Raw genomic sequence first — 26592 nt, 5'->3', positions numbered from 1 at the left:
CCTCCTTACAACTTAGGAATCGGCAAATGCGCCTGCTGAAGCACGCGCACATATTCCGCGTTCAGCTCCTGTTCCGAGATTTGGGTGCTCGGCGAGAACGGATTACCGGCAAACGGTTGATGGTTAATCCCATGGGTGTAGGCCTTGGCCAGGCATTTCATGTCGATCACTTTTCGCCCGTTATCGGTCTCGGCATGGCTGAGGAAGTCGATCAGCACGCCAAAGCGCCCCATACAGGCGGCATACAGAGGCTTAAGCGAGTCAGGGTCATCTAGCACGGTCTTCCACCCGTGCTCGCGATAAGCCTCTGCGATCAACGCCACCCCGTCGGCAAAGTCCTGGCGGTGTCTATCGCTGCTCCAGGCGTAGGGATAAAGCAGCTCCGTAGCTAGGCAACGCCGTTGAAACGCAGGGTCAAGGTTGATAAAGCGCTGGGCTGTCGGCAGTCCCACCAGGATCAGCGAGGCTTTAGACTCATCAAGGATGTATTGCAGAAATTTCACTGCAATTTTCATTTTTGCTTCACTGAGGTTTTCAGCGATGTGCTGGACTTCATCGAAAATGATTGCACTGACCTCAAGAACTCTCAGCTGCTCCAAAGCTTGCTCGACCACATCCGCCTTAGTGCTTTTGCTCAGCACACGACCTTTTAGGCCACGAATAATGCTCTGGGCCATTGATCGCTGATCCGGCTCTACAGGGCAGGTCACATGGATCACCGGCTTAGTAATCTTGCCTTGCGCCGTCTGTTGCTGAGGGAACTCAGAGACCCAACCCGAAATGGTGTCGGTCTTGCCCGTGCCCGCCGCCCCCAGCAAGATAAAAATCTGTGGCTCACGTTCCTGTTCTGGCATCGGCGCCTGCGCCTGCGCCTGCGCCTGCGCCTGCGCGTGCTCAATCACTCTACGACCGCGCTCATAAGCTCGCAGCAGATGACCATGGAAAAAGCCCTCCGAACGCACCACTTTCTTCGCCGCATTCGTCATTACTTTTTCCTCCGATATGGTTTCACTGGTGCCTGAGTGGGATCCGGCGATACCAGCGGTACGTCGGCCACCGGCTGCTGAGAGGCTGTCGTGATCGCTGCTTGGGCGCGTGCGATGTCGCGTTCGGCCTTACGATTACGATTGATCCGCCCCTTTCTGCTCTTGCTGGCGTGTGCGTCTTCGATAATCTGGTGTTGACTCAGCACATGCTCGGTTCTTGAAATCTCAAGATCCGTTTTGTAGTTCAAACTGCGGTAATACTTGGCCTGCTCAAAACTCATCGCCGGCATATGTGGGTTTTTGTTCGGCACCACACGCCAGCTTTTGCTGTCAGTATCGAAAACATGGATCGCGCTGCAATCGATGGGATTCACATACGCTTCGACTTTCTGCTTACCATTGGTCTTATACAGTGCAGAAATATATTCATTCTGGTATTGCTGGCATTGATAGTTGAGTCCCTCACGCGTCACATTGAGTTTGACCTCTAGATGATGACGACAGGCTTCCAGAAGCTCTTCGGCTGAGGGCGCTGGAAATAGCACATATTGCTGGCTCAAGATCTCTAGCGCCTGAGCCGGGGAGCAAGCACGATTAAACTTACTCGTTAGACGGTCGCTATGTTTTAGGTGATACGTGTCCGTGATCCAGCGGATAATCAGCGAATTCAATTCATCGAGTGTGAGCTTTGCCGTTTTCTCAGCATTCTCTAAGGCATGCTCTTCACGCTTGTCATGCGAGTATTTCGCGCCAGGCAATTTTTTGATCAACATCGTGTGCAAGCTGCCAAAAAAACGTTCGATAAAGGGTTTTTGGTAGGGGGCGCCAGCGATGCAGTATTCGAGCATCATCGACAAATAACGGGCAGCTTTTACGACCATCGGGCCATGGCAGTCGGCGCCGTTATCCATCACCAAGACGCGAATGTCGGCTGGTGCAGGCCAATGGTGAATACAACCGTGCTGTTGACGAAACGCTTCACCTTTCGGTGAAAAAGCAAACTGGAGAGCTTGCAGAACGCCGATCTGACTGGCCGGCTGAATAGTCAGAAAGATACCGACAATCGTCTGCGTCGCAGTGTCGATAAGCGCGTAAAGAGTCGGACTTCCGATGATGTTACCGAACGCATCGACGAGCAAAATATCCAATACGGTTGAGTCCAGTTCAACTCGCGCATAAGGCTCTTGCACATCGAAAAAGTGCAAGGCATTGCGCATGATCAAACGAAACGTCTTTTGGTTCAGTCGGCCTTTCAATTGCTTAATATTGAGGTTTTCAATAATTCGACCGACTGCGCGCCGTGAAATACCGCCCAGTTCAACATTCAGCTCAGCGGATTTTTTGTCGCACCGAATATTAATGATTTCGACAATGTCTTTAACACTGAACCCTGAGCTATTGCAGTATTTCTCTTCCAACACATTGATGATGATTTCTTCAACATGTGGATCCAGCGACAACGAACGATGTACACCCCGCAGTGAATATTTGGGTGCTAGACAATTTGGCGACTTAGCCTGCTTATAGATCTGCCAGTAGCGCTCAATGCTACGCCGGCCTGGAATTTTTCGCTTGCCGCCGTATTCTTCCTTAATTTTCTCGTAGATATAATCCCAAGTGCTGTTATCGATGTATTTCAGAATGATATCGATGTACTGCTGACGTTCCTCCAGCACTTTACTTTCATTGCCCATGAGTTTCCGGGGCTCGAAAACTTCTTCGACACCTTCGGCGTTCTGCTTGCAGACCACCAGTCGAAGCTCACCCGCCGCTACCCGATTACGGAACTCATTGCTTTCATAAACGTAGGTTTCACCCACCGGGCCCAGCAGCACCACTTGCTGGGCTTTGGTGTGGATAGTGTCGATCACATACTGTCGGCCATCACAGCCTGCAACCAGGCCACCGACTTTGTAGCGCCGTGGACTGAGGTAGCTGTCGTTGAGTACGGCCATGTCACAGCTCCACGAACATCAGGTGATCAAGGCTGCCATGCGCCGCTTCAACCCAACTGTTGCTGTCAAATAGGGACTGCCTCAGATCCGCGCACAGCACCCCATGGGCTAGCCCAAAGAAAATGTCGGCGTTCGATAGACCGGCAGATTGCTTGAGGGCCTGGGTCAACCAACGCTGCTGATGCGCCAGGGCCTTGTGGAGTTTTTCAATCGCCAACTCGGCGTGATGTCGTTGCCCCTCACTCGTGGCTTTCAGCAGGTTTTCCAGATTGGAAATGAAAACAGGGGTGAACTGTTCTTCCGTCAATGTGGTGAACGACTTGCCGTACTTGTTGAGGACTTTCTTAGCCAGTGCATGTTTTTCGCCGTGCTTCGCCAAAAACGCACTCGGCTTGCTCTCACACACTCCCTGCTGACCATCATCGCGCTCATACGCACTGTCGGCGGTGTAGCGACGTACAGCTTTGCCGCCACGCTTGGGCAAGTCCGCCAGGCGATCCACCAGGGTCTCGTTGTCCAGATCGATGCACACCGCCTGATCCCACAGCCGCTTGATTCCCACTTGCACGCTCAACAGCAGCAGGTGGTTGCGCTCCAGAAAGCTTTGACCCGCAACCCAACCCGCGTCATTACGCGGTGTTGGCACGACATAGGCCTTGTGGCCACGCTTAACGCGCTTGGCTACATCGCGAACAGGTTTACGATTTTTTGCTCTGGAAGGCATGTTTAGTGGAATCTCCTAGAAAGGACATTTACATTCATAGTCAGACTTGGTAGGGTTGTCAACAAATTTAAATGACAGTCCAACTTAAACCAGAGAAACCGCTATGGGCCGCCGCGTCGACACCAGTTGGTATGACACTTACCAAGAGGGCATCGCTTTGGAGCAGCAACCCCGCGAACAGCGCTTCAGCGATCCGGAAGTCGCCACTCAACTGGGCCTGAAACCCAAGACTTGGTCACGCATCAAAATCGCCGGGCGCTTTTTGGATGGACTCACACCGGCCTTTGACAGGGCCACACTGCACTGCGGTTATGCTCCCCTAGAGCGCCTGGCCAAGCTGGGATCGATTGCCCCCGAGGTCGCACAAGAGGTACTCCATGCGGTACTGAGCAACCAGCTGAAATTGCATGAACTCGAAGCACTGGTTCGCAACCAGGCTGCCACCACAGCGGAAAACCCAGCTCCACGCCCCCTCCGCGCGACCGCCTCTAAACACGCGCTGTACCAGCGCATGGAAGACTTTTTTAGCACCTCAGACCTGTACGTGTTTGATGCCTACCAAGGGCGCGTGCTACGTCGGCGCAGCACCTTGGGCGCTCCGGGTGGTTACTATGTGTACAACGCTAAAGGCAAGCTCACCTGCGTGGTGCTATGCATTCAGCCGGGTGCGTGGCGCGATCCAACCACCGCAGCACGGGAGCTCTATGAGCACGCGCTGTCGCAACGCGCGGTGGCACCGCACATCTGGTGTGTGTTCGAGCGGGCTAACGTGGTGCTCCAGCGCCTGGCCGAACTCAGCCTGCATTGGGGCGGTTCACCTTATGACCCTAAAGGGCAGTGGCTGTACTTGGCGCATTTCGACGACCATGGCGTGCTAGAGGTGCTGTTCGAACAGTACTTCACCCAACTGATCAAACAGCTTCGGACTGGCGCAGGGCTGATTGAGCGGGCGGAGTTGTACTGCTCGATAGAGGCAGCCGATGGGCAACCCTCTGGCGAGTTGGTGGCCTTACGTCCGCTGTTAAAGCTGCCGAAGCATCCCACCAAAAGCCGACTGTTCCGCGAAGTCGTCCAATCCCGTATCAAGGCCGTGGGCGAAGGGGCTAACGCCAGCCCAGTTGAGAGACGCGGCGCCCTGGAAGTCGATCTCGACATGTAGTAGCACGTGCATGACCCGCAGGACTGCGCGTAATAGGAGCATCTGTTAAATCAGGCCCCACACCTCACCAGGTACCGGTGGCCGCTCAACAAGCTGCGGTGACCGACCTGCGGCCCTGCGCTATACCAGACACCTAGGGACTGGTTTGACGCGAGAGCAGGGGGCCATGAAAAGAGCCATCGAGCAGGAGACGTTGCAGGCGCTGGTTGAGACTGGTGCCGCGCGAGAGTTTCGGGTGCTGCGTGAGGGCGAGGCCTGGCGCCTAGAGCTGCGCCTCGGGGTGAAATGGCTACCGGTGCGCTCGCGGCGCGAACCAGTGCGGCTCTGGCGCTCTCTGACGGCAGTGGGGCGATTTTGCGCAGAAGTGGGGATCAAGGCGCTGGTGGTGGAGCTTTGATCCAGCGACGCTACCGCTGGCGTGCCCGCCAAAGCTCCTCGATGTCGAGATTGTCCATGGCCTCGCGCATACGTCGGAAAGCATTGTCCGAAAAGCGCGGAATCTTGGTAGATCCAAACTCGAAGACATGACGACAGGTCACGTCCGCATCTATCCCCAAATGAGCTCGCAACACCCGAGCCTTAGGCTGGGTTAGCCCAAGCTTCTGAGCCAAGTCGGCTGCCCCCAGGTAGAACTTCTTCTGGAGATCCAGCTCACGCACAGCAGCCGCGTCGGCAGGGTCATCACCGCCGATATAGCGCACAGGGGCGCCTTCCTTCCTGGAGAAATGAACGACTAGGTTCACCCCCTCACCATCAGTGCGCGTACCCACAGTGGAGAGTCGAGGAAAGACCTCAAGGATGTCTTGCCCTGCACGCACTGCCCGCTCGATACGGTCGATGTCACGCTCGGATATAACAACCTCTTCCACGGCAATCGACTCCATGGCGAGCAGGGAACGAATCCGTGCACGGGCTTCGTCCCGGTGCCGCCGACCAGGCTCCAGCAACTCCCGGATCAAGCGATATTCGCGATCCACCAAGAACTCGAAATCGCCAGGAGGCATGGTTGAGACTGGCAAAACCCTAGCAGGGATGTGCTTTATCAGGGCATCCTCCAGGGCACGCTGCATATAGGCATCAAAAGCCGTGATCAATGCTCGTGTGTTGAGATACAGCAGATCCTCGGCGACGACGACAAACCAGTGCTGAGCCGCATCCCGCAAGCTATCAATCGCACGCATTGCACCGGCTTCCTCAGCCGTCAGGCCAAAGTGCGCCGTGCAGAGTCCGAGGCACTTATCGAAGCTAATCGAACGCCCCGCCTCTTTGTCGAAGACCTTAGCCTGGTTCTGCACCAGCACGCCCTTCAGCAACATCTCGCAAGCATGCTGGAGGTGCAGCAGTACCGTAGTGATACGCCCATCGTCATCGAAGCTATTAAACGCCTGCATTCCCGTACGGAGAGAGTAAAGAGCCTTGCCTTTCAGAGTGCGTGCATCCCGAACAAGCTTCATCGTCCATTCCTTTGAGCCGTTATGGACTCACCTAGGCTTCAGTTTTGTCTAAAGTTCTTATTTTCTGGCGTTCATCATCAGCTGTAGAGACTATCCTGCTAAGTTCTTTGCCTGAATGTATCCGTCATTTTTCTGATGAGCTGATAGTATTCTCCTCGCCCAACAACTGCTTCTTGGGATAGATCAATCTCTAGATTTGTTAGCATAACCGCTGGATCTATAATGTAATGGCTGGCCTCCATATATTTTCTGATAGCCGGAATAATCCAAGAAGCCGGATAGAAATGGATAATACTGTTGCCAGCTTTCTGAATCATTCCTACCCATTCAACCTGGTTAGCCTTAGGCATCAGGTTTGACACCATTCCGCCACTCATACCATTTAGCATGGCGTGCGTCTTCTCCCCGTGGAAGCGCAGAATAGGTGTTGAACCATCGAAATCGCAGCTCCCATAAGTGATGTGCTTATTGAGCACCGTAGAGCAGTTGTAATCATCACCATAAGGGTAATCAATCGGGTTATCGTCTACCGGATAACCAGAGACAACAAGAATCATCCCCTTGTATATATTTCTTACTGGAACACCTTTCGGCGCATTGGGAGAGTCGAGATCAATGAATGTATTTGGAAAACGGAAGAGTGATGCCAGCTCGACCAAAACAATATCCTGCATGTCGATATTTGGCATATCTTCTTTTATTAATTCCCCTATGCGCCAGCCTCGCATTGGAAACCCAAGATCCTCGGCACCTGCCCACCCTCTGTCAGAATAAAGATGGGTAAAAAAAGGCGATTCATTCTGTGCGATCTCGTAGTGAGCATCTATAACGTGCTGCGCCGTCAGCAGAAAGAATTTCTCATGGTATTTAATAAGAATACCTGTCCCACCAAAATTGTAGACGGTATCTGCATGATAACGGCCAAGCTCCTCCATGGACTGAGAGCAATGGGTGAAGATCAATCTTCTAGCGGACTGAACCACATTGCTATGTGTAGTCTTCTCATAAAAACGACTTAACTTTCGTACTGGGATTTTCATCACCTACACCGCATCACCAAACACCGCCTGTTCCAACACCTGATGCTGCCGCTGCCAATCCGGCATATGGCTGGCCACAAGCGCCCAAAAGGCCTTGGTATGATTCTTTTCCACCGTATGGCACAGCTCATGGACGATGACGTAGTCCTGCACGCTGGCCGGTAGCTCCATCACCCGAGGATGAAACTCCAGGATGTGGCTCGCATCGCAGCTTGCCCAACGGCTTTGAAAATGGCGAATACGTACACCCGCAGCCAGTAGTCCGGTCTCTCGTTGCCAGTGGCGAACACGTAGTGGCAGCTTCTCGTGGGCTCGATCCCTATAGAATCGCTCCAGCAAGGGCATCAGTGCGTCGGGATGAATGCTCAAGCCTTCGGGGTTATCAACGATGAAACGTGATGCAGTGAAAGCCAACCGAGGCTTGAGGGCGTCTGGCACGTGACGAACTTCGGTGTAATAGGTGCGCCCTGCATAGCGCAGGCGACTGCCAGTCACGATGGGTTCGCGGGCAAGGGGCTGATTCACCTGGGCCAGCTTTTCTCGAATCCAGCGCGCTCTGCGCAGCACCAAAGCCTCTTGCTCAAGCTCATCCACCTGCGGCCCACGCAATAGCACAGGCCGCCCCCGTTCTACGGTTACGTAATGGCGCTTGAGTTTGCTATCGAGCTGGAAGTGCCACTCGATAGCCGTTTGGCCGTAATTCAACACAGGCATGGGTGGCGCCGCTTCAGTTTTTCAGCAAGATATCGAAGATACGTTTGGCGTGATCACGCGCCACCGAACGCTCCCAGCCTGCGAGAGGCATCAATACCCCGCGCAGGTGGTCTCGAAAGTCAGGGTGCGTATCTGGCATTTTCTTCCAGTTTTCTGTCGCCAGCGCACGGTTCAGCATTTCATCTTCGAACAACTTGGTCGTTGCCACTCTTGCCGTGTCCTCAGCCAGTTGTGCGGCAAGGTAGTGGTACACCGCCGAGTGTGCGGGCTTTTCAAAACCGGTTTTGTCCTTGTCCTGAATACGCTGGCTGAACATCTCCAGTTGCTCCAGAAACTTGGCTTGGGTAATACGACCCGCCTTTTCCTCTTCCAGCAGCTTTTCCAGCTCCTCGGCGATCTTTTCGAAGAATGCTGGATCCTTGTCCTTGCCGGTAACGATGGTTTGCTTCAGCTGGTTTTTCATCACCAGGGCGCGACTACCGGGGCTCGCCAGTTTCTTCAAACGCTCCATATCGCTGGCATCCAGAATCGACACCTCATGACCCAGCAAGCTCTTCGCCGGGCTGGCAGCGATGTACTCATCCAGCAGCTGTTGCAGCAGCGCGGACTCCAGTTTGGTGATGCGTTCCTTGTAGGTATTACCCGGCAGTTTGTCGCGCAGCATCAGGCGAATTTCACCTAGCAGGGTGAAATAGGGCTTGAACGGTACGCCACGTACGTCCGGCAGGATGATGTCCACTGAGCGGTTGAACTGTTTCACCAGGTCGAGGAATTCTTCGACCATGTCCAGCCTGGTGGCAGGATCAAGGAAGCGCTCGGCGTCGTCTTTGTAGGCCTCGCGCTGTGCCACCGGGTCATTCTTTTTCGGCAGCAACTTGAGAATGCGGTCGAGCGTGGCTTGCAGCTTAGGCAGTTCGGTTTCAACACCTTCCCAGACCTGCGAAGGCTTCACCTCGCCGCCGTATATTTTCAGGGCGTGATCAAGGTGATCGACCACCCCGTGGTAATCCACGATGTAGCCAGCATTCTTGCCAGGCAGGGTGCGGTTCACCCGTGCGATAGCCTGCAACAGAGTATGTTCTTTTAACGGCTTGTCGAGGTACATGGTGCCGACAATCGGGGCATCCCACCCAGTCAGCAACATGTCAGAGACGATGATCAGCCCGACGTTGTTCGCCTTCGGCTTACCATCAAGCCCCTTAGTCTCGTCGCCGTAGGGCAGGGGAAACATCTTGCTGACAAAGTTGCCGATCTGCTCGGAAGGCATGGCCACCGGAGTTTTTCCGGCTTTCAACTCGGCCTTAATCCGCTCCTCGATGCTGCGAATCTTGTCGGCCTCTACTTCATACTCTGCTGCCTCTTCCATGGCGGAAGCGCCTGTACGGGAAGAGGTGATGCTGGTCAGAGATATCACCACCTTGCTGTCAAAAGTGGGCAGCCCTTTGTTCGCCCGCTCTACCATGATCGCATCGAGCAAGTCCTTGTAGCGCACTGCCATATCCCGGCCATCGCATACCAGCATGGCCTTCAGGCCCTTGGCTTTTACGTTACTGAGGAAGTGTTCGACCAGATGCTCCGCAACCTGCTCCATACGATCACCGGCCTGACGCCAACGACGTAGCAGTTCACGCTTCAATTCGTGCTGGCGCACCTCACTCTGGTCGGAGAATTGCTCTTTGAACGCCGCATCCAAATCAGTATTGGCCGACAGAGCCACCCAGGCATCCTGGTACTTGATTGGCAGGGTTGCGCCATCCGCCACTGCCTCGTGCAGACGGTACTCGTCGATGTACTCGCCACCACCAAACTCGCCCAGCGTGTGTTTGTCCTCTTGTAGCAGCGGCGTACCGGTGAAGGCGATGAATTTGGCGTTGGGCAAACTGGCGCGCATAAAGGCCGCGAGGAAGTCGTACTGACTACGGTGAGCTTCATCGACCAGCACGTAGAAATTTGGCTTGGTGCTGAGTACCCGGAAGTGCACCTTCTCCCGGCTGATTTCTTCCCACTTGGGCTTAACCGGAACACCGTGCTCATCCACCTCTAGGTGGCGGACATTGCGCTCATGCACGATGAAGAAGTCCTTTTCCTCACGAATCCGCCGGTGGCGAGTCGCCTGTAGGGCATCATCTTCTTCGCCAGGCGTCTCGGCAGCCTGCTCACTGGGCTGATCGTTCTCTTGGAACTTCTGCACAGTGCTGGTGAACACGCTGCCGTAGTCGTTGGACAGCATCTTCAGCAAGCCATCAACCGACACGGCCTGGATGGCGTTAATGCCCACCGCGTGGAAGGTGTCGAATATCTGCTTATCGAGGTCTTTACGGTCAGTCAGCACCAACACGGTGGGGTTGTTCAACCCCGTGCTATCGGCCCGCAGCATGCGCGCGAGCAGGGCCATGGTCAGGGACTTGCCACTACCCTGAGTGTGCCAAACGACGCCGCCCATGGGTTTCGGCGCGCACAGCCGATCCACAGTTTTGCGCACGGCACGCCACTGTTGATAGCGCGGCAGCTTCTTCACCGTTTTGCCGTCGCGGGTTTCAAACAGCACAAAATGGGTGATCAGTTGCAGGAAGCGGCTCGGCTCAAACAATGCCCACAGCAGGCTATCCTGCTCACTGGACGCTTCTCCTAACAGGGCGGCAACAGCGGCAGTCTCCTGCGCCTGCAACCGATAGCGGGCGTAATAGGCAGGCTTGGTTAGGATCGCCCCATACAGCCCTTCACGCCGATTCAACCCAACACATACCTGGTTGAACACAAACTGGGTAGGGAAGGTGCTTTGATAGCCATCCAGCTGGCCCAGGGCTTCGTCCAGGCGGTGATGGCTGGCTTTGCATTCGATGATGGCGAGCGGCAAGCCATTCACAAACAACAGCAGGTCTGGCCGGAAAACATCCCCATCCGCATTGCGCCCCACGTACTGATCGACCACATGGAAGTCGTTGTTGCTGGCATCACTGGCATCGAAGAAACGCACGCTGCGCGGCTTGCCCTCGACATCCTTCACCTGGATATCCGAACGGTGAACCACCTGTTCCCAGAACGCTTTGTTGGCAGGCAACAGCTCATCATTGACGCGCTTGCGTAGCTCGATCAACGCCGCGCTGATACCACCGGGAGCGCTCGCCAGCCATGGGTTGAGGATGAGCAGCCGAGCCTGCAACACATCATCCAGCACCGGAGCCAGGTGGCGATGCTCAACTTGTACCTGGGTACCAGGCAGATGGGTGTAGCCCAACTTGATCAGCCAGTTGATAGCGGGCAGCTCGACCCCGACCTTCTCTGGTGACTGGCTCATTGCTTACTCCTGCTCCTTGGAGGTTTCCCTCGGACGACTGCGATACCAAACTACCGTAGCGCCAGTATCGGCTTGGCTTTGCTTGCGAATTTCAAACTGCTGCGACGCATGGATGACATGACGCCAGCTTCCGCAGCCATAACGCTTGGGCGTCTGCTCGGGGTAGGTCTTGGCTATCCAGTGAATGGCTTCGAAAAGAGGTGTCCACCCAGTCTGAGCCAGCTTGGTTTCCGCTTCACGTAAGCAGTTGGTTATACCGCTGCTAGCCCAGTGCACGGTGCCATCCGGCCCAATACCGTTGATAACGAAATCCCTGTACTCCGGGGTCTGCATAAAGGACACCATGAGCTGCCGAGCTTCATCCATGGATTTGGCCCAATCGCGCAGCGTCAGGTAATGGCCGTCGATGGTTTCATAACTTTCATCGAGATATGACTCGGCGGCTATACAGCCATCAACACTCCAAAGGTCAAAGCGCTGAAGAAAGTGGTGCACCAACTCATTACGCAGGTCGACCAGCTCCTTGAGCGCAGCCTTGGTTTCGGCGTAGTGCTCCTCAGGTAACTCCATCTGGCATCGGAAGCTGATCCATATCTGATCACTCGGCTCAGCCTGCTCTGGCTCATCAGCTAAATCCGGCAGCTTCAGATAACTCTCGGTCAGCATCCCCACCAAGGTGCCTAAGGTCTTCTTATGGGCACAGGCAACCTTCTCGTCGCGAATCGCCTGAAGTCGTTCTGGAGGGCCACTCAACTCGCTATGGGCAACCATTGCCTTGAGCAGCCGCTCGTACTGCTGTAACTGCAACATGCAGCGCCCGAGCTTGCGCTGCACGGTGCGTTGCAGGTCAGGTACAGGATCTGAGGGCAGGGGGATGATTTCGTCCATGAATAAAAACTCAGGCTGTACCGCTAGAGCTATCGAGCTTGACCCGCCACTCGCCGGTTAGCAGTTTTTGCATCAGGCCACGTTTAAGCGTTTGGTATTGGGTTTGGCGATATACAAGAACTTCAAGCTTGTCATCTAGAGTTGTGAGAACCTCAGCGATGCGATGCTGCTCTTTCAAGCTCGGTAATGCGAACAAGAACGGCTTTAGAACCTGCAAGTTGATATTCTTTTGTGCGTTCTGCGTTGATTGCGAGTCGAAGTAGTCTTTGTTATTCGCTAGTAGGTAGTAGAGCCAAATGTTATCGCACGCATCCGAGTTAGCTTTGATGCCGACAAGGCTGTCGGGGCAAGTCATTGGGATTTTGGCGATAGCCACATCGCCAATATTTGCTGCAATAGTGATGAAAATAGTGCCTGCCGGAAAACGCTTGCTGACCGCTAATCCATCGGCATTCAAGAATTGCGACGCGTTTTCTATGTATCTAGGTACGGATGCGATATCGCCAGTTTGAACAAAGGGAATATCTCCATTCTCGAAATATTTTGGGTCATTGCGCGGGCGCGCAGAGAATTTTCCTCGCTCCACAGTCGCAACGCTTTCTAAGGTACGAACCTCCCACCCCACCGGAATATCCCCCAACTCACTGTCCTTAAACTCGGTATGCGGTGCCCAGTGGCCATCGGCCTCTTGGGCACCAACGCCACGACTGAATAGGGTTTGCATCAGTCCCTGCTTGAGGATCTGAGTAGCTTCAATTTGGCGGGCAATTACATCCAGCTTGTCGTCCACGGCTGTGAGGATGGCGGCGATTTTTTGTTGCTCAGGGAGAGGGGGAAGAGCAATGTCGAGCGATTCCAGCGAATCCCGACTCAAACTGGGAACACCGGAAGCTTCGTTAAGCTTTCTTAAATCAAACGACGAGATGCAGTAGTAAAGCCATGACCAATCAAAGGTCACTTTCGGCGTTGTATAAAAGGTCGTATCAATTGCCCAAAATGGGCCATCGCTACGCTGCACTTTATCAATCGTTCCTTTGCGTCCCAGGATGATGCTAGGGCCCTCATACAAAGGTGAATCGGTGTACCCGGAAATACCACCCGTACCATAGATCGGAATGCCACGCTCCGACCTTTTAATATCAGCCGGTGACTTTCCATAAATCACATCAACCAATCCGGAGAGCTTTTCGGCTGACCAAGCGGCAGGAATCCAGCCGCATGGTGTTGATGTATAGCCCGGTTTTTCAGCCAAGCTCATGCCTCAATCTCCAGTAACCCCAACTCCACCAGATACCCATTCATTCGCGCATCAATCTGCGCTTCTTCCTCGGCCAGCGCCTCCAGCTTCTTCAAGATTGCAGCCACATCGACAGTCTCTTCAGACTCACCATTGTCGATATAGCGGGCAATATTGAGATTGCCGTCGTTGCTACGGATCTCGTCTAACGAAACTACCCGGCAATAGTTTTCGACCTCAGCTTGCTGCTCAAATGCCGCCTTGTGAGTGCTCACAATGCGCGTGATGTCTTCAGCGCGCAGACTGTTCTGCGCCTTCCCTTCGAGGTAGTCGCGGCTGCCGTCGATGATGATGACCTTACCCTTCAGCGCAACGGGTTTCTGCTTGTTCAAGATCAAAACGCAAGCCGGGATACCGGTGTTGTAGAACAGGGCAGACGGGAGGCCGACGATTGCCTCAATCAGATCGCCAGGCTGATTACCGTTGGCCGCATCTGTACCGAACAGAAGCCCCTCGCGAATCTTGCCTTCCTCACCGCTGCGGAATAGCACCCCATGGGGCAGGATAACCCCCATGCGGCCATCAGCCTTGAGGCTGGCCAACATATGCTGAGCAAAGGCGAGGTCGGCATAACTCCGTGGCGGGACGCCATAGACCAAGCGACCATAAGGGTCACTGACCTGCTTGTAGTTTGGAGCTTTGGGCTTCTTGCCACTGTCTTGCTCGTTCTCGTTGCTCAGCTCCAACGGTGCCCACCAGGATTTTGCTGAGAACGGCGGATTGGCAATCACCCGGTCGAAGGTCTTCAGGTAATCGCCGTCTAGGTGCTTGGGCTCGACCAGCGTATCGCCGCGTTCAATCTCGGCATGCATGTTGTGCAGGTATAGATTGAGCTTGGCGATGGCCCAGGTGCCGAGGTTCTTTTCCTGCCCGTAAAGCAGAACATTAGGCTTGCCCATCAAGGTGCCATTGGGCAAGTTGGACACATGGTGGGCGCTCTCCACCAGCATGCCGCCACTGCCACAGGTGGGGTCGTACACACTGTGGCCGGGCTGCGGGTCGATTAGCTCAACTACCAATTGCACCACGGCCTTGGGCGTATAGAACTCGCCACCTTTTTTACCTGCGTCATCGGCAAACTGCTTGATCAGATACTCGTAGGCATCGCCTAGCATGTCGGCCTTGTACAGGTCGTCATTGCCCAGCTTGTACTGGTTAAAGTGGCGCATCAGACGCTGCAAGGTGGCATCCGACAGCACTCGCTTATCGCCGTACTGCGTAGCGGTCAACACATGTTGCAGTTCAGGGTTGTTGGCCTCGATGGTCGCGAAAGCCTTGTCGAGGGCTTCACCAATATTCTCGGTGCGCGATATCAGATCGAACCAACGGGCACTAATCGGGAATTTTCCCCATTTATCCTCAATCTCATCCTGAGCATCGCCAAAGCTCAGGCCTTCGTCCTTCATCAGCTTGGCAATGCGCTCTTCGAACACGTCGTTGTAACGCTTGAGGAAGAGCAGGCCAAAGATGTAGTTCTTGAAGTCGGAGGAGTCGATAGAACCGCGCAGGATGTTGGCGGACTCCCAGAGCCAGGACTCCAGCGTTTCGAGTGACAGCTTGTCAGCCATGGGTAAATCAATCCCTATACAAAGCACGACGCCCAGCACCTGGCGATTGCTGCCATGCCGCCTAGGCGTATCAGAAAAATGTGGGCTCGATTCTACAAGTCGACGCCACTTGAAGCCCGAAAAATCAATTCCCCATGAACGACAAAACCCCGGCAGACCTTTCAGTCAACCGGGGTTTCCAGGAGGAGGGCAGCAGGCAATTAACTTTGGCCTAACCCTCTAACTTTGGCCGAATGGGCAAATAACTTTGTCCACCTACAGCAGGGTGGCAGGGTGGCAGGGTGGCAGGGTGGCAGGCACATCAGCATGCGGTTCGTTTTAAAGAAGCCGCAAGCGTGTCGCATCGTACTGCCCATCAAGTCATCACTGATGGGCGATGCCCTTTTGATTGGCATAAATTGAAGCGCCCTTGCCGTCCTGCCGAATCTCCCAGAATTCGTCCACGCCAAAACGAGATTTTTCGCCTCATCCTTGTAGCTTCACTACACGGCTCGCCTGTGGGTGGTTGTGCGGCTATGCCTAAAAGACTGATCTACAAAGAAAAACCCCGGCGCTAGGCCGGGGTAGTGACAGAAATTGTCATGACAATAACTCGTTAAATCATGCCAATTAACCTGCCCGTCGACAAGTGATCAGAAGTCCAGGTTCGACACCGCCAGGGCATTGGACTCGATGAAGTCGCGGCGCGGCTCCACGGCATCGCCCATCAGGGTGTTGAAGATCTGGTCGGCCGCGATGGCATCCTCGATGGTCACCTTGAGCATGCGCCGCACTTCCGGGTCCATGGTGGTTTCCCACAGCTGATCCGGGTTCATCTCGCCGAGACCTTTGTATCGCTGCACGCTGTGACGCTTGGTGCTTTCTGTCATCAGCCAGTCCAGGGCTTCCTTGAACGTGCTCACCGGCTTCTTGCGCTCGCCACGCTGCACGTAGGCACCGTCTTCCAGCAGACTGTTCAGCTGATCGCCCAGCGCAGTGACGCTCTTGTAGTCGTTGCTGGCGAAGAAGTCGCGGTTGAAGGTGGTGTAGCTGGACAGACCGTGTGCCTTGACCTCGACCTCAGGCAGCCAGACGTGGCGCTCACGGTCTTCACGCAGGCTGGCAGTGTAGGTCTGCCCGGACTTCTCCATCGACTTCAGACGCGCGCTGAAGCTGTCCAGCCAGGCCTGCATGCCGGCATGGTCGGCCAGCTGCTCGAGGCCGATGCGCGGCAGGTAGACGAGGTTCTCGGTGATGTCCTTGGGGTAGACGCGCGACAGGCGATCCAGGGTCTTCATCACGCCGCGATAGTCGCCGACCAGCTTCTCCAGCGCACCACCGGACAGACCCGGGGCATTCTCGTTGACGTGCAGGCTGGCGTCTTCCAGGGCCGACTGGGTCATGTATTCGTCCATGGCCTCATCGTCCTTGATGTACTGCTCCTGCTTGCCGCGCTTGACCTTGTACAGCGGTGGCTGGGCGATGTAGACATAGCCACGCTCGATCAGCTCGGGCAGCTGACGGAAGAAGAAGGTCAGCAGCAGGGTGCGGATGTGCGAACCGTCGACGTCAGCATCGGTCATGATGATGATGTTGTGGTAACGCAGCTTGTCGATGTTGTATTCCTCACGCCCGATACCACAGCCCAGCGCGGTGATCAGGGTGCCGACTTCGGCGGAGGAGAGCATCTTGTCGAAGCGCGCCTTCTCGACGTTGAGGATCTTGCCCTTGAGCGGCAGGATCGCCTGGGTCTTGCGGTTACGGCCCTGCTTGGCAGAACCGCCCGCGGAGTCACCCTCCACGATGTAGAGTTCGGACAGCGCCGGGTCTTTCTCCTGGCAGTCCGCCAGTTTGCCGGGCAGGCCGGCGATATCCAGTGCACCCTTGCGGCGGGTCATCTCACGTGCCTTGCGCGCCGCTTCACGGGCACGGGCAGCGTCGATCATCTTGCCGACCACAGCCTTGGCTTCGTTCGGGTTTTCCAGCAGGAAGTCGGCGAAGTACTTGCCCATTTCCTGCTCGACCGCGGTCTTCACTTCGCTGGAGACCAGCTTGTCCTTGGTCTGCGAGCTGAATTTCGGGTCCGGAACCTTGACCGAGATGATCGCGGTCAGGCCTTCACGGGCATCGTCACCGGTGGTGCTGACCTTGAACTTCTTGGCCAGGCCTTCCTGCTCGATGTAGTTGTTCAGGTGACGGGTGAGGGCAGAGCGGAAGCCTGCCAGGTGGGTACCACCGTCACGCTGGGGAATGTTGTTGGTGAAGCAGAGGATGTTCTCGTTGAAGCTGTCGTTCCACTGCAGGGCGACTTCCACACCTACGCCATCTTCTTCGCGCTGGATGTTGAAGTGGAACACCTGGTTGACCACGGTCTTGTTGGTGTTGAGGAACTCGACGAAGGCCTTCAGTCCGCCTTCGTACTTGAACAGCTCTTCCTTGCCGGTGCGCTCGTCACGCAGCAGGATACCCACGCCGGAGTTGAGGAAAGACAGCTCGCGCAGACGCTTGGCCAGGATATCCCAGCTGAAGTGAATGTTGGCGAAGGTCTCTTCGGACGGTTTGAAGTGGATCTGCGTGCCCGTGCCATCGGTATCGCCGACAGCGGTCAGGGGCGCCTGAGGCACGCCATGCACATAGGTCTGCTCCCAGATCTTGCCGCTACGGCGAATGGTCAACACCAGCTCCTTGGAGAGGGCATTGACCACCGAGACACCCACGCCGTGCAGACCACCGGAGACCTTGTAGCTGTTGTCGTCGAACTTACCGCCCGCGTGCAGCACGGTCATGATGACCTCTGCGGCGGAAACACCTTCCTCCTTGTGCGTGTCGACCGGGATACCACGGCCGTTGTCCCGCACACTGATCGACTCATCAGGGTGGATGGTGATGGTGATTTCGCTGCAATAACCGGCCAGCGCCTCGTCGATCGAGTTGTCGACCACCTCGAACACCATGTGGTGCAGACCACTACCATCGTCCGTGTCACCGATGTACATCCCGGGACGTTTGCGTACGGCGTCCAGTCCTTTCAGCACCTTGATGCTGGAGGAGTCGTACGTTTGGTTCTCGCTCATGCCTTCACTCCCGATGGTCTTGGGTCTGGGTGATACGGCCATGTTCCACGTGGAACATGGCAACCGGCGTATCCGTCTGCCAGCCTTCCCTCAACAATTCATGATCTACACAGGTGATGAACACCTGGCAGCGCAAATCTTCCAGCAACCGGCATAACGCCTGACGGTGCTGCTCATCCAGTTCCGACGGTAGGTCGTCCACCAGATAGATACACTGGCCTCGCTTGGCTTCGTTGACCAAGTGGCCCTGGGCGATGCGTAATGCACACACCACCAGTTTCTGTTGCCCCCGCGACAGGATCTCTGCCGCGTTATGCCCCGCCAGGCGCAGACGCAAATCGGCGCGCTGTGGTCCGGCCTGGGTGTGTCCGAGTTGCTGGTCACGCTGGAGGGATGAGGCGAGCACGTCGCTCAGCTCACGATCCTTGTCCCAGCCGCGGTAGTAACTCAGGGTCAGTCCTTCCAGCTGCAGCAGCTCGGCGAGCGTACGTTCGAACACCGGCTTCAGCGCCTGGATATAGGCCCTTCGGTAGGTGTCTATGTCCTGGCTCGCACTGCACAATTCGCGGTCCCATGCGGCCTGCGAAGCACCATCAAGTGTACCATGCCGCAGCCACGAGTTCCGCTGCCGCAGGGCTTTCTGCAGCCGCTGCCAGGCACCGAGAAAGCGATGTTCCACGTGGAACACACCCCAGTCGAGGAACTGCCGGCGGATCTTCGGCGCGCCCTCCAGCAGGCGAAAACTGTCCGGGTTGATCAGCTGCAGCGGCAACAGATCGGCGAGCTGAGCAGCACTGCGTGCATTCTGGCCATCGATGCGAATCTGCAACTCACCCTGACGATCGCGGGAGATACCCAGATTGCTGGTGCCACCTTCCGCCAGTTGCACCTGGCCGAAAATGGTACAGGCCGGTTGCTCGTAGTGAATGACGGGTTGCAGGCGCGTGCTGCGAAAGGAGCGAGCGAGGCCGAGCAGATGGATGGCCTCCAGCACACTGGTCTTGCCGCTGCCGTTGGCGCCGTGAAGGATGTTGATGCGGGGGGAGGGGGAGAGGGTCACCGGGTGCAGATTGCGCACCGCGGTGACCATGATGCGGCTGAGGGACATTAAAGGCTTAGAGCCTCATCGGCATGACGACGTAGGCAGAATCGTCGTTGTCGGCTTCCTGCAGCAGGGCACTGCTGTTGGAATCGGAGAGAATCAGGCGAACCTGTTCGGTGCCCATCACCCCCAGCACGTCCAGCAGGTAGCTGACGTTGAAACCGATCTCCAGGCCGCTGCCGTTGTAGTCGACGACGATCTCTTCCTCGGCCTCTTCCTGCTCCGGGTTGTTGGCCTGGATCTTCAGCAGACCGGCCGCCAGGGTCAGGCGAATACCGCGGTACTTCTCGTTGGAGAGAATCGCCGTACGGCTGAACGCTTCACGCAGGCCCTGACGATCCGCCAGCACCAGCTTGTCGCCACCGCGCGGCAGAACGCGCTCGTAATCCGGGAACTTGCCGTCGACTAGCTTGGAGGTGAAGGTGAACTCGCCGGTGTTGGCACGGATGTGGTGCTGACCCAGGACGATGGCCACTTCGGCGTCCTGCTCGGTGAGCAGGCGCGCCAGCTCGAGAATACCTTTGCGCGGCACGATCACCTGGTGCTTGCCGTCCTGCTGGATGCTGGCTTCCATCGAGCACATGGCCAGGCGGTGACCGTCGGTGGCCACGGCGCGCAGCATGCCGCTCTGTACTTCCAGCAGCATACCGTTGAGGTAGTAGCGCACGTCCTGCTGAGCCATGGCGAAACTGGTGCGCTCGATCAGGCGACGCAGCTTGGCCTGCGGCAGGTTGAAGGTCAGCGAACCCGGACCTTCCTCGACGGTGGGGAAGTCATTGGCCGGCAGGGTCGACAAGGTGAAGCGGCTGCGACCGGCCTTGACCAGCAACTTCTGGTCGTCGACGCGGATATCGATCAGCGCGTCGCTCGGCAGGCTCTTGCAGATGTCCATCAGCTTGCGTGCCGGCACGGTGATTTCGCCCGGCTCGGCGGCATCTTCCAGCGTGACGCGGCCAACCAGTTCGACTTCCAGGTCGGTACCGGTCAGCGACAGCTGCTGGCCTTCGACCACCAGCAGGACGTTGGACAGAACCGGCAGCGTCTGGCGTCGTTCCACGACACCGGCGACCAGTTGCAGGGGTTTCAACAGGGCTTCGCGTTGAATGGTGAAATGCATGGTCTAGTCCCTTGCCTCGTGGAGCTGCGAATCAGGTAGTCAGGGTACGCAGCAGGTTCTTGTAGTCCTCGCGGATGTCCGCGTCGGATTCCCTAAGTTCAGCAATCTTACGGCATGCGTGCAATACCGTGGTGTGATCACGACCGCCGAAGGCCACACCGATTTCCGGCAGGCTGTGGTTGGTCAGTTCCTTCGACAGCGCCATCGCCACCTGACGCGGCCGCGCGATGGAACGCGAGCGTCGTTTCGACAGCAGGTCGGAGATCTTGATCTTGTAGTACTCGGCCGTGGTGCGCTGGATATTGTCGATGCTGACCAGCTTGTCCTGCAGGGCCAACAGATCCTTGAGCGACTCACGGATCAGCTCGATGGTGATGTCGCGCCCCATGAAGTGCGAGTGAGCGATCACCCGTTTCAACGCACCTTCCAGCTCGCGCACGTTGGAGCGAATGCGCTGGGCAATGAAGAAGGCCGCATCGTGCGGCAGATCCACCTTGGCCTGGTCGGCCTTCTTCATCAGGATTGCGACACGGGTCTCCAGCTCAGGCGGCTCGACCGCAACGGTCAGGCCCCAGCCGAAGCGCGACTTCAGGCGCTCCTCCAGACCTTCGATCTCCTTCGGGTAGCGGTCACTGGTGAGAATGACCTGCTGACCACCTTCGAGCAGCGCGTTGAAGGTATGGAAGAACTCCTCCTGGGAGCGCTCCTTCTTGGCGAAGAACTGGATGTCATCGATCAGCAGCGCGTCCACCGAACGGTAGAAACGCTTGAACTCGTTGATGGCGTTGAGCTGCAGCGCCTTGACCATGTCGGCGACGAAACGCTCGGAGTGCAGATAGACCACCTTGGCATTGGGGTTCTTCGCCAGCAGGTGATTACCCACCGCATGCATCAGGTGCGTCTTGCCCAGGCCGACACCGCCATAGAGGAACAGCGGGTTGTAGCCGTGCTTGGGATTGTCGGCCACCTGCCAGGCAGCGGCACGCGCCAACTGGTTGGACTTGCCCTCGACGAAGTTGTCGAAGGTGAAGGTGCGATTGAGGTAACTGGTGTGCTTGAGCCCACCTTCGACCTGCACCGTACGTTCTGTACGCGGCGCAACGGCCGGTGTCGGCGGTTGCGGAGCAGCGCCGGCCATGGAGTCGAAACTGGCGCGCGAAGGCTCTTCCTGCACGGGTGGCGGAACGGGCTTGCTGGTCGCGGCGACTTTCTGCTGCTGCGCGGCACGAGCGGCAGCCGGTGGCGGCGCGGTCGGTGCAACACGAGCGGTTGCCGCGCGCTTGCTGCCTATTAATAAGGAAAGCGCAGGCACCAGGCCACCGGCGCGCTCACCGAGCAGCTCCAGCAAACGACTCAGGTACTTTTCATTGACCCAATCGAGCACGAAGCGGTTGGGCGCGTAGACACGCAGCTCGTCGCCTTCGGCTTCGACCTGCAGAGGACGTATCCAGGTGTTGAATTGCTGGGCCGGCAATTCATCGCGCAGGAGCTCGACGCACTGCTGCCATAGTTCCACTGACACTGACTATCCCCTATCCAGGCGGCGTGCAAAAACAGCTGCCATTGTAGCGAGCCACGACCGAGTTATCCACATAGCAAGATGAAGATGGCCAAGTAAAATCAAAGCCTTAGTTACATTCATCAGGCTTATCTTAGGCGCGCTAAACCTTGTGGATAAGCGCCCCTGAACATTCTGCAAAAGCCTGGGGATGAGTGCAGGGATAAACGCCCTGTGGGTAAACCCGCATTCTGTCCTCAGGCTGTACCCAGCGGGCACACACCTCACGCACCCGTTTCAGACAGGCTTATGATTCCGCGCACGCCACAGGCAGCCGGCTCTGCAGCGGGTTTTCCACAGCGGGGAACGGCGCTAATCATCATAAAAAAAGAAAAGGTTCTTTAAACCCTTTCCTTCTTTCTATTCTTATCTGGCGAATAAGGTTGGTTGGAAATTGACCTACCGTGCGGCTTTCTCTAGAATTGCCGGTCTCTTTAAACCGGGGTCATTCCGACCCTAGTCGATCACCCAGGTAACGCACCATGAAACGCACTTTCCAACCCAGCACCATCAAGCGCGCTCGCACCCACGGTTTCCGTGCTCGTATGGCCACCAAGAACGGCCGTCAAGTCCTGTCGCGTCGTCGCGCCAAGGGCCGCAAGCGTCTGACTGTCTAATTCATCCAGACAGGTGGTGAGTCGAGGCTTCGGCCGGGAAAAGCGACTGCTGACTCCCCGGCAATTCAAGGCAGTCTTCGACTCCCCAAGCGGTAAGGCTCCGGGCAAAAGTGTCCTGTTGCTAGCGCGCGACAACCAGCTTGATCATTCCCGTCTAGGTCTGGTGATCGGCAAGAAGAGCGTCAAGCTCGCCGTCGAGCGCAACCGCATCAAGCGTCAAATCCGCGAGTCGTTCCGGCTCAATCAGCACAACCTGATTGGCTGGGACATCGTGGTGGTCGCCCGGAAAGGGCTAGGCGATCTGGAAAATGCCGAACTCGCTCAGCAGTTCGGCAAGCTCTGGAAACGCCTGGCCCGTAACCGGCCCAGTCACGACGCAGAACCATCCCCCGGGACAAGCGACACGCCCCATGCGTAAAGTGGCCCTAGCCTGCATCCAGGTTTATCGCTACGCCATCAGCCCCCTGATGGCCAGTCACTGCCGCTTCTACCCAAGCTGTTCCTGCTATGCCTACGAAGCCATCGATCAACATGGCTTCCTGCGTGGTGGCTGGCTGACAGCCCGCCGGCTAGGTCGCTGCCATCCCTGGAATCCAGGTGGCTACGACCCGGTGCCCCCCGCGAAAACATCCCGATCCCCTTCGATGGCCGAATAATCATGGATATCCAACGCTCGATCCTGATCGTCGCCCTGGCAGTCGTGTCCTACCTCATGGTCCTGCAATGGAACCAGGACTATGGCCAGGCTGCCCTGCCGGCCGAGGTAAGCACCTCGAACGTCGCGACGCCCAACCTGCCTGACACGCCAGCGGCATCCGCCAGCACCAGCGGCGATGACATCCCCACTGCCGTGGCCGAGCCCAGCGCTGCTGCCGTGGCGCCGACCGCTGCCACCAGCGACGAGCTGATTCGGGTCAAGACCGACGTGCTCGAGCTGGCCATCGATCCGCGTGGTGGCGACGTCGTGCAACTGCGTCTGCCTCAGTACCCTCGCCGTCAGGACCGCCCGGACGTGCCCTTCCAGCTGTTCGACAATGGCAGCGAGCGCACCTATCTGGCCCAGAGCGGCCTGATCGGCCAGAACGCTCCGGACAAATCCAGCGGTCGTGCCCTGTGGAGCAGCGAGAAGCAGAGCTATGCGCTGGCCGAAGGCCAGGACAGCCTGGTGGTCGACCTGACCTACAGCGAAAACGGCGTCAGCTACATCAAGCGCTACAGCTTCAAGCGTGGCCTGAACCCGCAGTGCTCGGCCCGTGAGCAGCAGCTGAAGAAGCCTGGCTGCATCGATCCGTCCGCCTACCAGGTCGACGTTCGTTACCTGATCGACAACCAGAGCGACCAGGCCTGGAGCGGCAACCTGTTCGCCCAGCTCAAGCGTGACAGCAGCGGCGATCCGTCCTCGACCACCGCGACCGGCACCGCCACCTACCTGGGCGCCGCCGTCTGGACCCCTGACGAGCCCTACAAGAAGCTGTCGATGAAAGACATCGACAAGCACGCCTTCAAGGAAACCGTCCAGGGTGGTTGGGTAGCCTGGCTGCAGCATTACTTCGTCACCGCCTGGGTGCCGAGCAAGGATGCCAGCAACCTGATCCAGACCCGCAAGGACAGCCAGGGCAACTACATCGTCGGCTTCACCGGCCCGGCCGTACAGGTCGCTGCCGGCGCCAAGGGCGAAACCGGTGCCGTTCTCTATGCCGGTCCCAAGCTGCAGGAACACCTGGGCACCCTGTCCCCGGGCCTGGAGCTGACCGTTGACTACGGCTTCCTGTGGTTCCTCGCCCAGCCGATCTTCTGGCTGCTGCAGGTCATCCACAGCCTGCTGGGCAACTGGGGCTGGTCGATCATCTTCCTGACCATCATCATCAAGCTGATCTTCTTCCCGCTGTCGGCCGCCAGCTACCGCTCGATGGCGCGCATGCGTGCCGTATCGCCGAAGCTGCAGGCCCTGAAGGAGCAGCACGGTGACGATCGCCAGAAGATGTCCCAGGCGATGATGGAGCTGTACAAGAAAGAGAAGATCAATCCGCTGGGCGGCTGCCTGCCGATCCTGGTGCAGATGCCGGTGTTCCTCGCCCTGTACTGGGTACTGCTGGAATCCGTGGAAATGCGTCAGGCACCGTGGATGTTCTGGATCACCGACCTGTCGATCAAGGATCCGTTCTTCATCCTGCCGATCATCATGGGCGCGACCATGTTCATCCAGCAGCAGCTCAACCCGACGCCGCCGGACCCCATGCAGGCGCGCGTGATGAAGCTGATGCCGATCATCTTCACCTTCTTCTTCCTGTGGTTCCCGGCTGGTCTGGTGCTGTACTGGGTGGTCAACAACTGCCTGTCCATCGCCCAGCAGTGGTACATTACCCGCAGGATCGAAGCCGCATCGAAACCGGCCAACGCCTGATTCGACAAGGCTTCCAAGCATCAAGCAAACGCCCCATGATTGGGGCGTTTTGCTATCCATCGTCCCCGTAGCGACCCTGGCCCTGCCTACAACCGAGTGAATGCCATGACCCATGCCCGAGACACCATCGCAGCCGTAGCCACCGCCCAGGGACGCGGCGGCGTCGGCATCGTGCGGGTCTCGGGGCCACTGGCCGGGCAGTTGGCGCAGACGATCTGCCGGCGCGAGCTGAAACCCCGCTTCGCTCATCACGGCGCCTTTCACGGCGAGGCCGAGCAGGTGCTGGACGAAGGCCTGGCGATCTACTTTCCCGGCCCGAACTCCTTCACCGGCGAGGACGTGCTCGAACTGCAGGGCCACGGTGGCCCGGTGGTGCTCGACCTGCTGCTGCGCCGTTGCCTGGAGCTGGGTGCACGCCTGGCCCGACCCGGTGAGTTCAGCGAACGTGCATTTCTCAACGACAAGCTCGACCTGGCCCAGGCCGAAGCCATCGCCGACCTGATCGAGGCCAGCTCCGAACAGGCCGCACGCAATGCCCTGCGCTCGCTGCAGGGCGAGTTTTCCAGGCGCGTGCATGCGCTGACCGAAGCGCTGATCCAGCTGCGCATCTATGTCGAGGCGGCCATCGACTTCCCCGAGGAAGAAATCGATTTTCTCGCCGACGGCCATGTGCTGAAGCAACTCGACGGCGTTCGCGCAGACTTATCCACAGTGTTGCGTGAAGCTGGCCAGGGCGCCTTGCTGCGCGACGGCATGACCGTGGTCATCGCCGGCCGCCCCAACGCCGGCAAGTCCAGCCTGCTCAATGCCCTGGCCGGGCGCGAGGCGGCCATCGTCACGGATATCGCCGGCACCACCCGCGACGTCCTGCGCGAACATATCCACATCGACGGCATGCCCCTGCACGTGGTCGACACCGCTGGCCTGCGCGCTACCGATGACCAGGTGGAGCGCATCGGCGTGGAGCGCGCGCTGAAGGCCATAGGCGAGGCCGACCGCGTCCTGCTGGTGGTCGACTCCACCGCACCGGAGGCAGCCGATCCCTTCGCCCTGTGGCCGGAGTTTCTCGAGCAGCGCCCGGATCCCGCGCGCGTCACCCTGATCCGCAACAAGGCCGACCTGTCAGGCGAGGCCGTCACGCTGGCAACCAGCGCCGATGGCCATGTCACCCTCAGTCTGTCGGCCAAGTCCGCCGAAGGCCTGGAACTGCTGCGCGAGCATCTGAAAGCCTGCATGGGTTATCAACAGACCGCCGAAAGCGGTTTCAGCGCCCGTCGCCGCCACCTCGAAGCCCTGCACCAGGCTGAACAGTACCTCGATCACGGCCGCAACCAGCTGACCCTGATGGGCGCAGGCGAACTCCTCGCCGAAGACCTGCGCATGGCCCAGCAGGCCCTGGGTGAGATCACCGGCGCTTTCAGCAGCGACGACCTGCTGGGGCGCATCTTCTCCAGCTTCTGCATCGGCAAGTGACACCGGCAGGCTGAGACAGGCCGCCGCGTCGCTCTCTTCCCGTGGTACGAAGCGCGCTCCTCCAGCCTTCTCCCAGCGCCGACTCAGCCTTCCTTGCCACTTCCTGGCTCGCATCCGGGCTGATGCCCGCTGCCTGCAGCTTTCTTTCGCCTCACATATCCAGCGTGCGCCGCCTCGCCAGCGAG

21 protein-coding genes are annotated in these 26592 nt (G+C 57.5%); 7 read left to right on the top strand and 14 right to left on the bottom strand.

Going from position 1 to position 26592, the window contains the following annotated elements:
- Positions 1-5: 5 nt before the first annotated feature.
- The 3 genes from E4487_RS00435 to E4487_RS00425 are packed head-to-tail and all read right to left on the bottom strand — an operon-like array spanning position 6 to position 3665.
- Positions 6-986 (bottom strand): TniB family NTP-binding protein, encoded by a 981-nt coding sequence (locus tag E4487_RS00435; RefSeq protein WP_175252500.1) that lies wholly within the window; start codon positions 984-986, stop codon positions 6-8.
- Positions 986-2941, bottom strand: coding sequence for a transposase (locus tag E4487_RS00430; RefSeq protein WP_175252499.1), 1956 nt, complete (start codon positions 2939-2941; stop codon positions 986-988). Before E4487_RS00430 ends, E4487_RS00435 begins: the two co-directional genes overlap by 1 nt.
- A 1-nt stretch (position 2942) precedes the next feature.
- The gene (locus tag E4487_RS00425; RefSeq protein WP_106735641.1) at positions 2943-3665 is read right to left on the bottom strand and encodes a hypothetical protein; all 723 of its coding nucleotides are present in this window, start codon (positions 3663-3665) and stop codon (positions 2943-2945) included.
- A gap of 103 nt (positions 3666-3768) precedes the next feature.
- Between E4487_RS00425 and E4487_RS00420 the strand changes: the two genes are divergently transcribed.
- Together E4487_RS00420 and E4487_RS00415 are read left to right on the top strand one after the other, a co-directional pair.
- Positions 3769-4824 carry a hypothetical protein gene (locus E4487_RS00420; protein WP_175252498.1) on the top strand — a complete coding sequence of 352 codons (1056 nt, stop codon included), beginning with the start codon at positions 3769-3771 and terminating at the stop codon, positions 4822-4824.
- Between the two features lie 166 nt (positions 4825-4990).
- On the top strand, positions 4991-5221 hold the full coding sequence (locus tag E4487_RS00415; RefSeq protein WP_175252497.1) for a hypothetical protein: 231 nt from the start codon (positions 4991-4993) through the stop codon (positions 5219-5221).
- A gap of 10 nt (positions 5222-5231) precedes the next feature.
- On the opposite strand, the gene E4487_RS00410 is transcribed toward E4487_RS00415, so the two are convergent.
- From E4487_RS00410 to dnaA, 11 genes are all read right to left on the bottom strand, one after another.
- Positions 5232-6278 carry a hypothetical protein gene (locus E4487_RS00410; RefSeq protein WP_175252496.1) on the bottom strand — a complete coding sequence of 349 codons (1047 nt, stop codon included), beginning with the start codon at positions 6276-6278 and terminating at the stop codon, positions 5232-5234.
- 98 nt (positions 6279-6376) lie between these two features.
- Positions 6377-7318 (bottom strand): hypothetical protein, encoded by a 942-nt coding sequence (locus E4487_RS00405; protein WP_175252495.1) that lies wholly within the window; start codon positions 7316-7318, stop codon positions 6377-6379.
- Between the two features lie 3 nt (positions 7319-7321).
- Positions 7322-8032: a SprT family zinc-dependent metalloprotease gene (locus E4487_RS00400; protein WP_175252494.1), complete on the bottom strand. Its 711-nt coding sequence runs from the start codon at positions 8030-8032 to the stop codon at positions 7322-7324.
- Positions 8033-8045: 13 nt separating this feature from the next.
- Positions 8046-11330 carry a type I restriction endonuclease subunit R gene (locus E4487_RS00395; RefSeq protein ID WP_175252493.1) on the bottom strand — a complete coding sequence of 1095 codons (3285 nt, stop codon included), beginning with the start codon at positions 11328-11330 and terminating at the stop codon, positions 8046-8048.
- A 3-nt stretch (positions 11331-11333) separates the two neighbouring features.
- Complete coding sequence (locus tag E4487_RS00390) at positions 11334-12218, bottom strand: OST-HTH/LOTUS domain-containing protein (protein WP_175252492.1); 885 nt, start codon at positions 12216-12218, stop codon at positions 11334-11336.
- A gap of 10 nt (positions 12219-12228) precedes the next feature.
- Positions 12229-13476, bottom strand: coding sequence for a restriction endonuclease subunit S (locus E4487_RS00385; protein WP_175252491.1), 1248 nt, complete (start codon positions 13474-13476; stop codon positions 12229-12231).
- On the bottom strand, positions 13473-15083 hold the full coding sequence (locus E4487_RS00380; protein ID WP_175252490.1) for a class I SAM-dependent DNA methyltransferase: 1611 nt from the start codon (positions 15081-15083) through the stop codon (positions 13473-13475). Before E4487_RS00380 ends, E4487_RS00385 begins: the two co-directional genes overlap by 4 nt.
- 632 nt (positions 15084-15715) lie before the next feature.
- Positions 15716-18136: a DNA topoisomerase (ATP-hydrolyzing) subunit B gene (gyrB, locus tag E4487_RS00375; protein ID WP_037054798.1), complete on the bottom strand. Its 2421-nt coding sequence runs from the start codon at positions 18134-18136 to the stop codon at positions 15716-15718.
- A 4-nt stretch (positions 18137-18140) separates the two neighbouring features.
- Entirely contained in the window at positions 18141-19244 is a 1104-nt protein-coding gene (recF, locus tag E4487_RS00370; protein WP_047592343.1) for a DNA replication/repair protein RecF, read from the bottom strand.
- A 7-nt stretch (positions 19245-19251) separates the two neighbouring features.
- Positions 19252-20355, bottom strand: coding sequence for a DNA polymerase III subunit beta (gene dnaN / locus E4487_RS00365; RefSeq protein WP_037054793.1), 1104 nt, complete (start codon positions 20353-20355; stop codon positions 19252-19254).
- Positions 20356-20386: 31 nt separating this feature from the next.
- Complete coding sequence (gene dnaA, locus E4487_RS00360) at positions 20387-21877, bottom strand: chromosomal replication initiator protein DnaA (protein WP_037054792.1); 1491 nt, start codon at positions 21875-21877, stop codon at positions 20387-20389.
- 518 nt (positions 21878-22395) lie between these two features.
- Between dnaA and rpmH the strand changes: the two genes are divergently transcribed.
- From rpmH to mnmE, 5 genes are all read left to right on the top strand, one after another.
- The gene (rpmH, locus tag E4487_RS00355; protein ID WP_003290924.1) at positions 22396-22530 is read left to right on the top strand and encodes a 50S ribosomal protein L34; all 135 of its coding nucleotides are present in this window, start codon (positions 22396-22398) and stop codon (positions 22528-22530) included.
- 16 nt (positions 22531-22546) lie between these two features.
- On the top strand, positions 22547-22948 hold the full coding sequence (gene rnpA / locus E4487_RS00350) for a ribonuclease P protein component (protein WP_134676624.1): 402 nt from the start codon (positions 22547-22549) through the stop codon (positions 22946-22948).
- Entirely contained in the window at positions 22941-23186 is a 246-nt protein-coding gene (gene yidD, locus E4487_RS00345) for a membrane protein insertion efficiency factor YidD (RefSeq protein WP_080757053.1), read from the top strand. The genes rnpA and yidD overlap by 8 nt, the downstream gene beginning before the upstream one ends.
- A 2-nt stretch (positions 23187-23188) precedes the next feature.
- Positions 23189-24934, top strand: a complete 1746-nt coding sequence (gene yidC / locus E4487_RS00340; RefSeq protein ID WP_150607333.1) for a membrane protein insertase YidC — start codon at positions 23189-23191, stop codon at positions 24932-24934.
- Positions 24935-25039: 105 nt separating this feature from the next.
- Positions 25040-26407: a tRNA uridine-5-carboxymethylaminomethyl(34) synthesis GTPase MnmE gene (mnmE, locus tag E4487_RS00335; RefSeq protein ID WP_152490065.1), complete on the top strand. Its 1368-nt coding sequence runs from the start codon at positions 25040-25042 to the stop codon at positions 26405-26407.
- Positions 26408-26592: the final 185 nt, after the last annotated feature.

This window comes from Pseudomonas sp. BMW13, assembly GCF_013357275.1.
Classification (GTDB): Bacteria; Pseudomonadota; Gammaproteobacteria; order Pseudomonadales; family Pseudomonadaceae; genus Aquipseudomonas; species Aquipseudomonas khazarica.
Note: the sequence above shows the minus strand (reverse complement) of the source record. Positions and strands in the feature narration are given on the sequence as shown.

What these genes read in the sequence shown, in the direction of transcription:
- E4487_RS00420 (WP_175252498.1), top strand. Translation starts at nt 3,769, where the DNA reads ATGGGCCGCCGCGTCGACACCAGTTGGTATGACACTTACCAAGAGGGC.
- E4487_RS00430 (WP_175252499.1), bottom strand. Translation starts at nt 2,941, where the DNA reads ATGGCCGTACTCAACGACAGCTACCTCAGTCCACGGCGCTACAAAGTC.
- recF (WP_047592343.1), bottom strand. Translation starts at nt 19,244, where the DNA reads ATGTCCCTCAGCCGCATCATGGTCACCGCGGTGCGCAATCTGCACCCG.
- yidD (WP_080757053.1), top strand. Translation starts at nt 22,941, where the DNA reads ATGCGTAAAGTGGCCCTAGCCTGCATCCAGGTTTATCGCTACGCCATC.
- E4487_RS00415 (WP_175252497.1), top strand. Translation starts at nt 4,991, where the DNA reads ATGAAAAGAGCCATCGAGCAGGAGACGTTGCAGGCGCTGGTTGAGACT.
- E4487_RS00400 (WP_175252494.1), bottom strand. Translation starts at nt 8,032, where the DNA reads ATGCCTGTGTTGAATTACGGCCAAACGGCTATCGAGTGGCACTTCCAG.
- E4487_RS00405 (WP_175252495.1), bottom strand. Translation starts at nt 7,318, where the DNA reads ATGAAAATCCCAGTACGAAAGTTAAGTCGTTTTTATGAGAAGACTACA.
- E4487_RS00380 (WP_175252490.1), bottom strand. Translation starts at nt 15,083, where the DNA reads ATGGCTGACAAGCTGTCACTCGAAACGCTGGAGTCCTGGCTCTGGGAG.
- E4487_RS00395 (WP_175252493.1), bottom strand. Translation starts at nt 11,330, where the DNA reads ATGAGCCAGTCACCAGAGAAGGTCGGGGTCGAGCTGCCCGCTATCAAC.
- E4487_RS00385 (WP_175252491.1), bottom strand. Translation starts at nt 13,476, where the DNA reads ATGAGCTTGGCTGAAAAACCGGGCTATACATCAACACCATGCGGCTGG.
- rpmH (WP_003290924.1), top strand. Translation starts at nt 22,396, where the DNA reads ATGAAACGCACTTTCCAACCCAGCACCATCAAGCGCGCTCGCACCCAC.
- gyrB (WP_037054798.1), bottom strand. Translation starts at nt 18,136, where the DNA reads ATGAGCGAGAACCAAACGTACGACTCCTCCAGCATCAAGGTGCTGAAA.
- mnmE (WP_152490065.1), top strand. Translation starts at nt 25,040, where the DNA reads ATGACCCATGCCCGAGACACCATCGCAGCCGTAGCCACCGCCCAGGGA.
- E4487_RS00435 (WP_175252500.1), bottom strand. Translation starts at nt 986, where the DNA reads ATGACGAATGCGGCGAAGAAAGTGGTGCGTTCGGAGGGCTTTTTCCAT.
- dnaN (WP_037054793.1), bottom strand. Translation starts at nt 20,355, where the DNA reads ATGCATTTCACCATTCAACGCGAAGCCCTGTTGAAACCCCTGCAACTG.
- E4487_RS00425 (WP_106735641.1), bottom strand. Translation starts at nt 3,665, where the DNA reads ATGCCTTCCAGAGCAAAAAATCGTAAACCTGTTCGCGATGTAGCCAAG.
- E4487_RS00390 (WP_175252492.1), bottom strand. Translation starts at nt 12,218, where the DNA reads ATGGACGAAATCATCCCCCTGCCCTCAGATCCTGTACCTGACCTGCAA.
- yidC (WP_150607333.1), top strand. Translation starts at nt 23,189, where the DNA reads ATGGATATCCAACGCTCGATCCTGATCGTCGCCCTGGCAGTCGTGTCC.
- E4487_RS00410 (WP_175252496.1), bottom strand. Translation starts at nt 6,278, where the DNA reads ATGAAGCTTGTTCGGGATGCACGCACTCTGAAAGGCAAGGCTCTTTAC.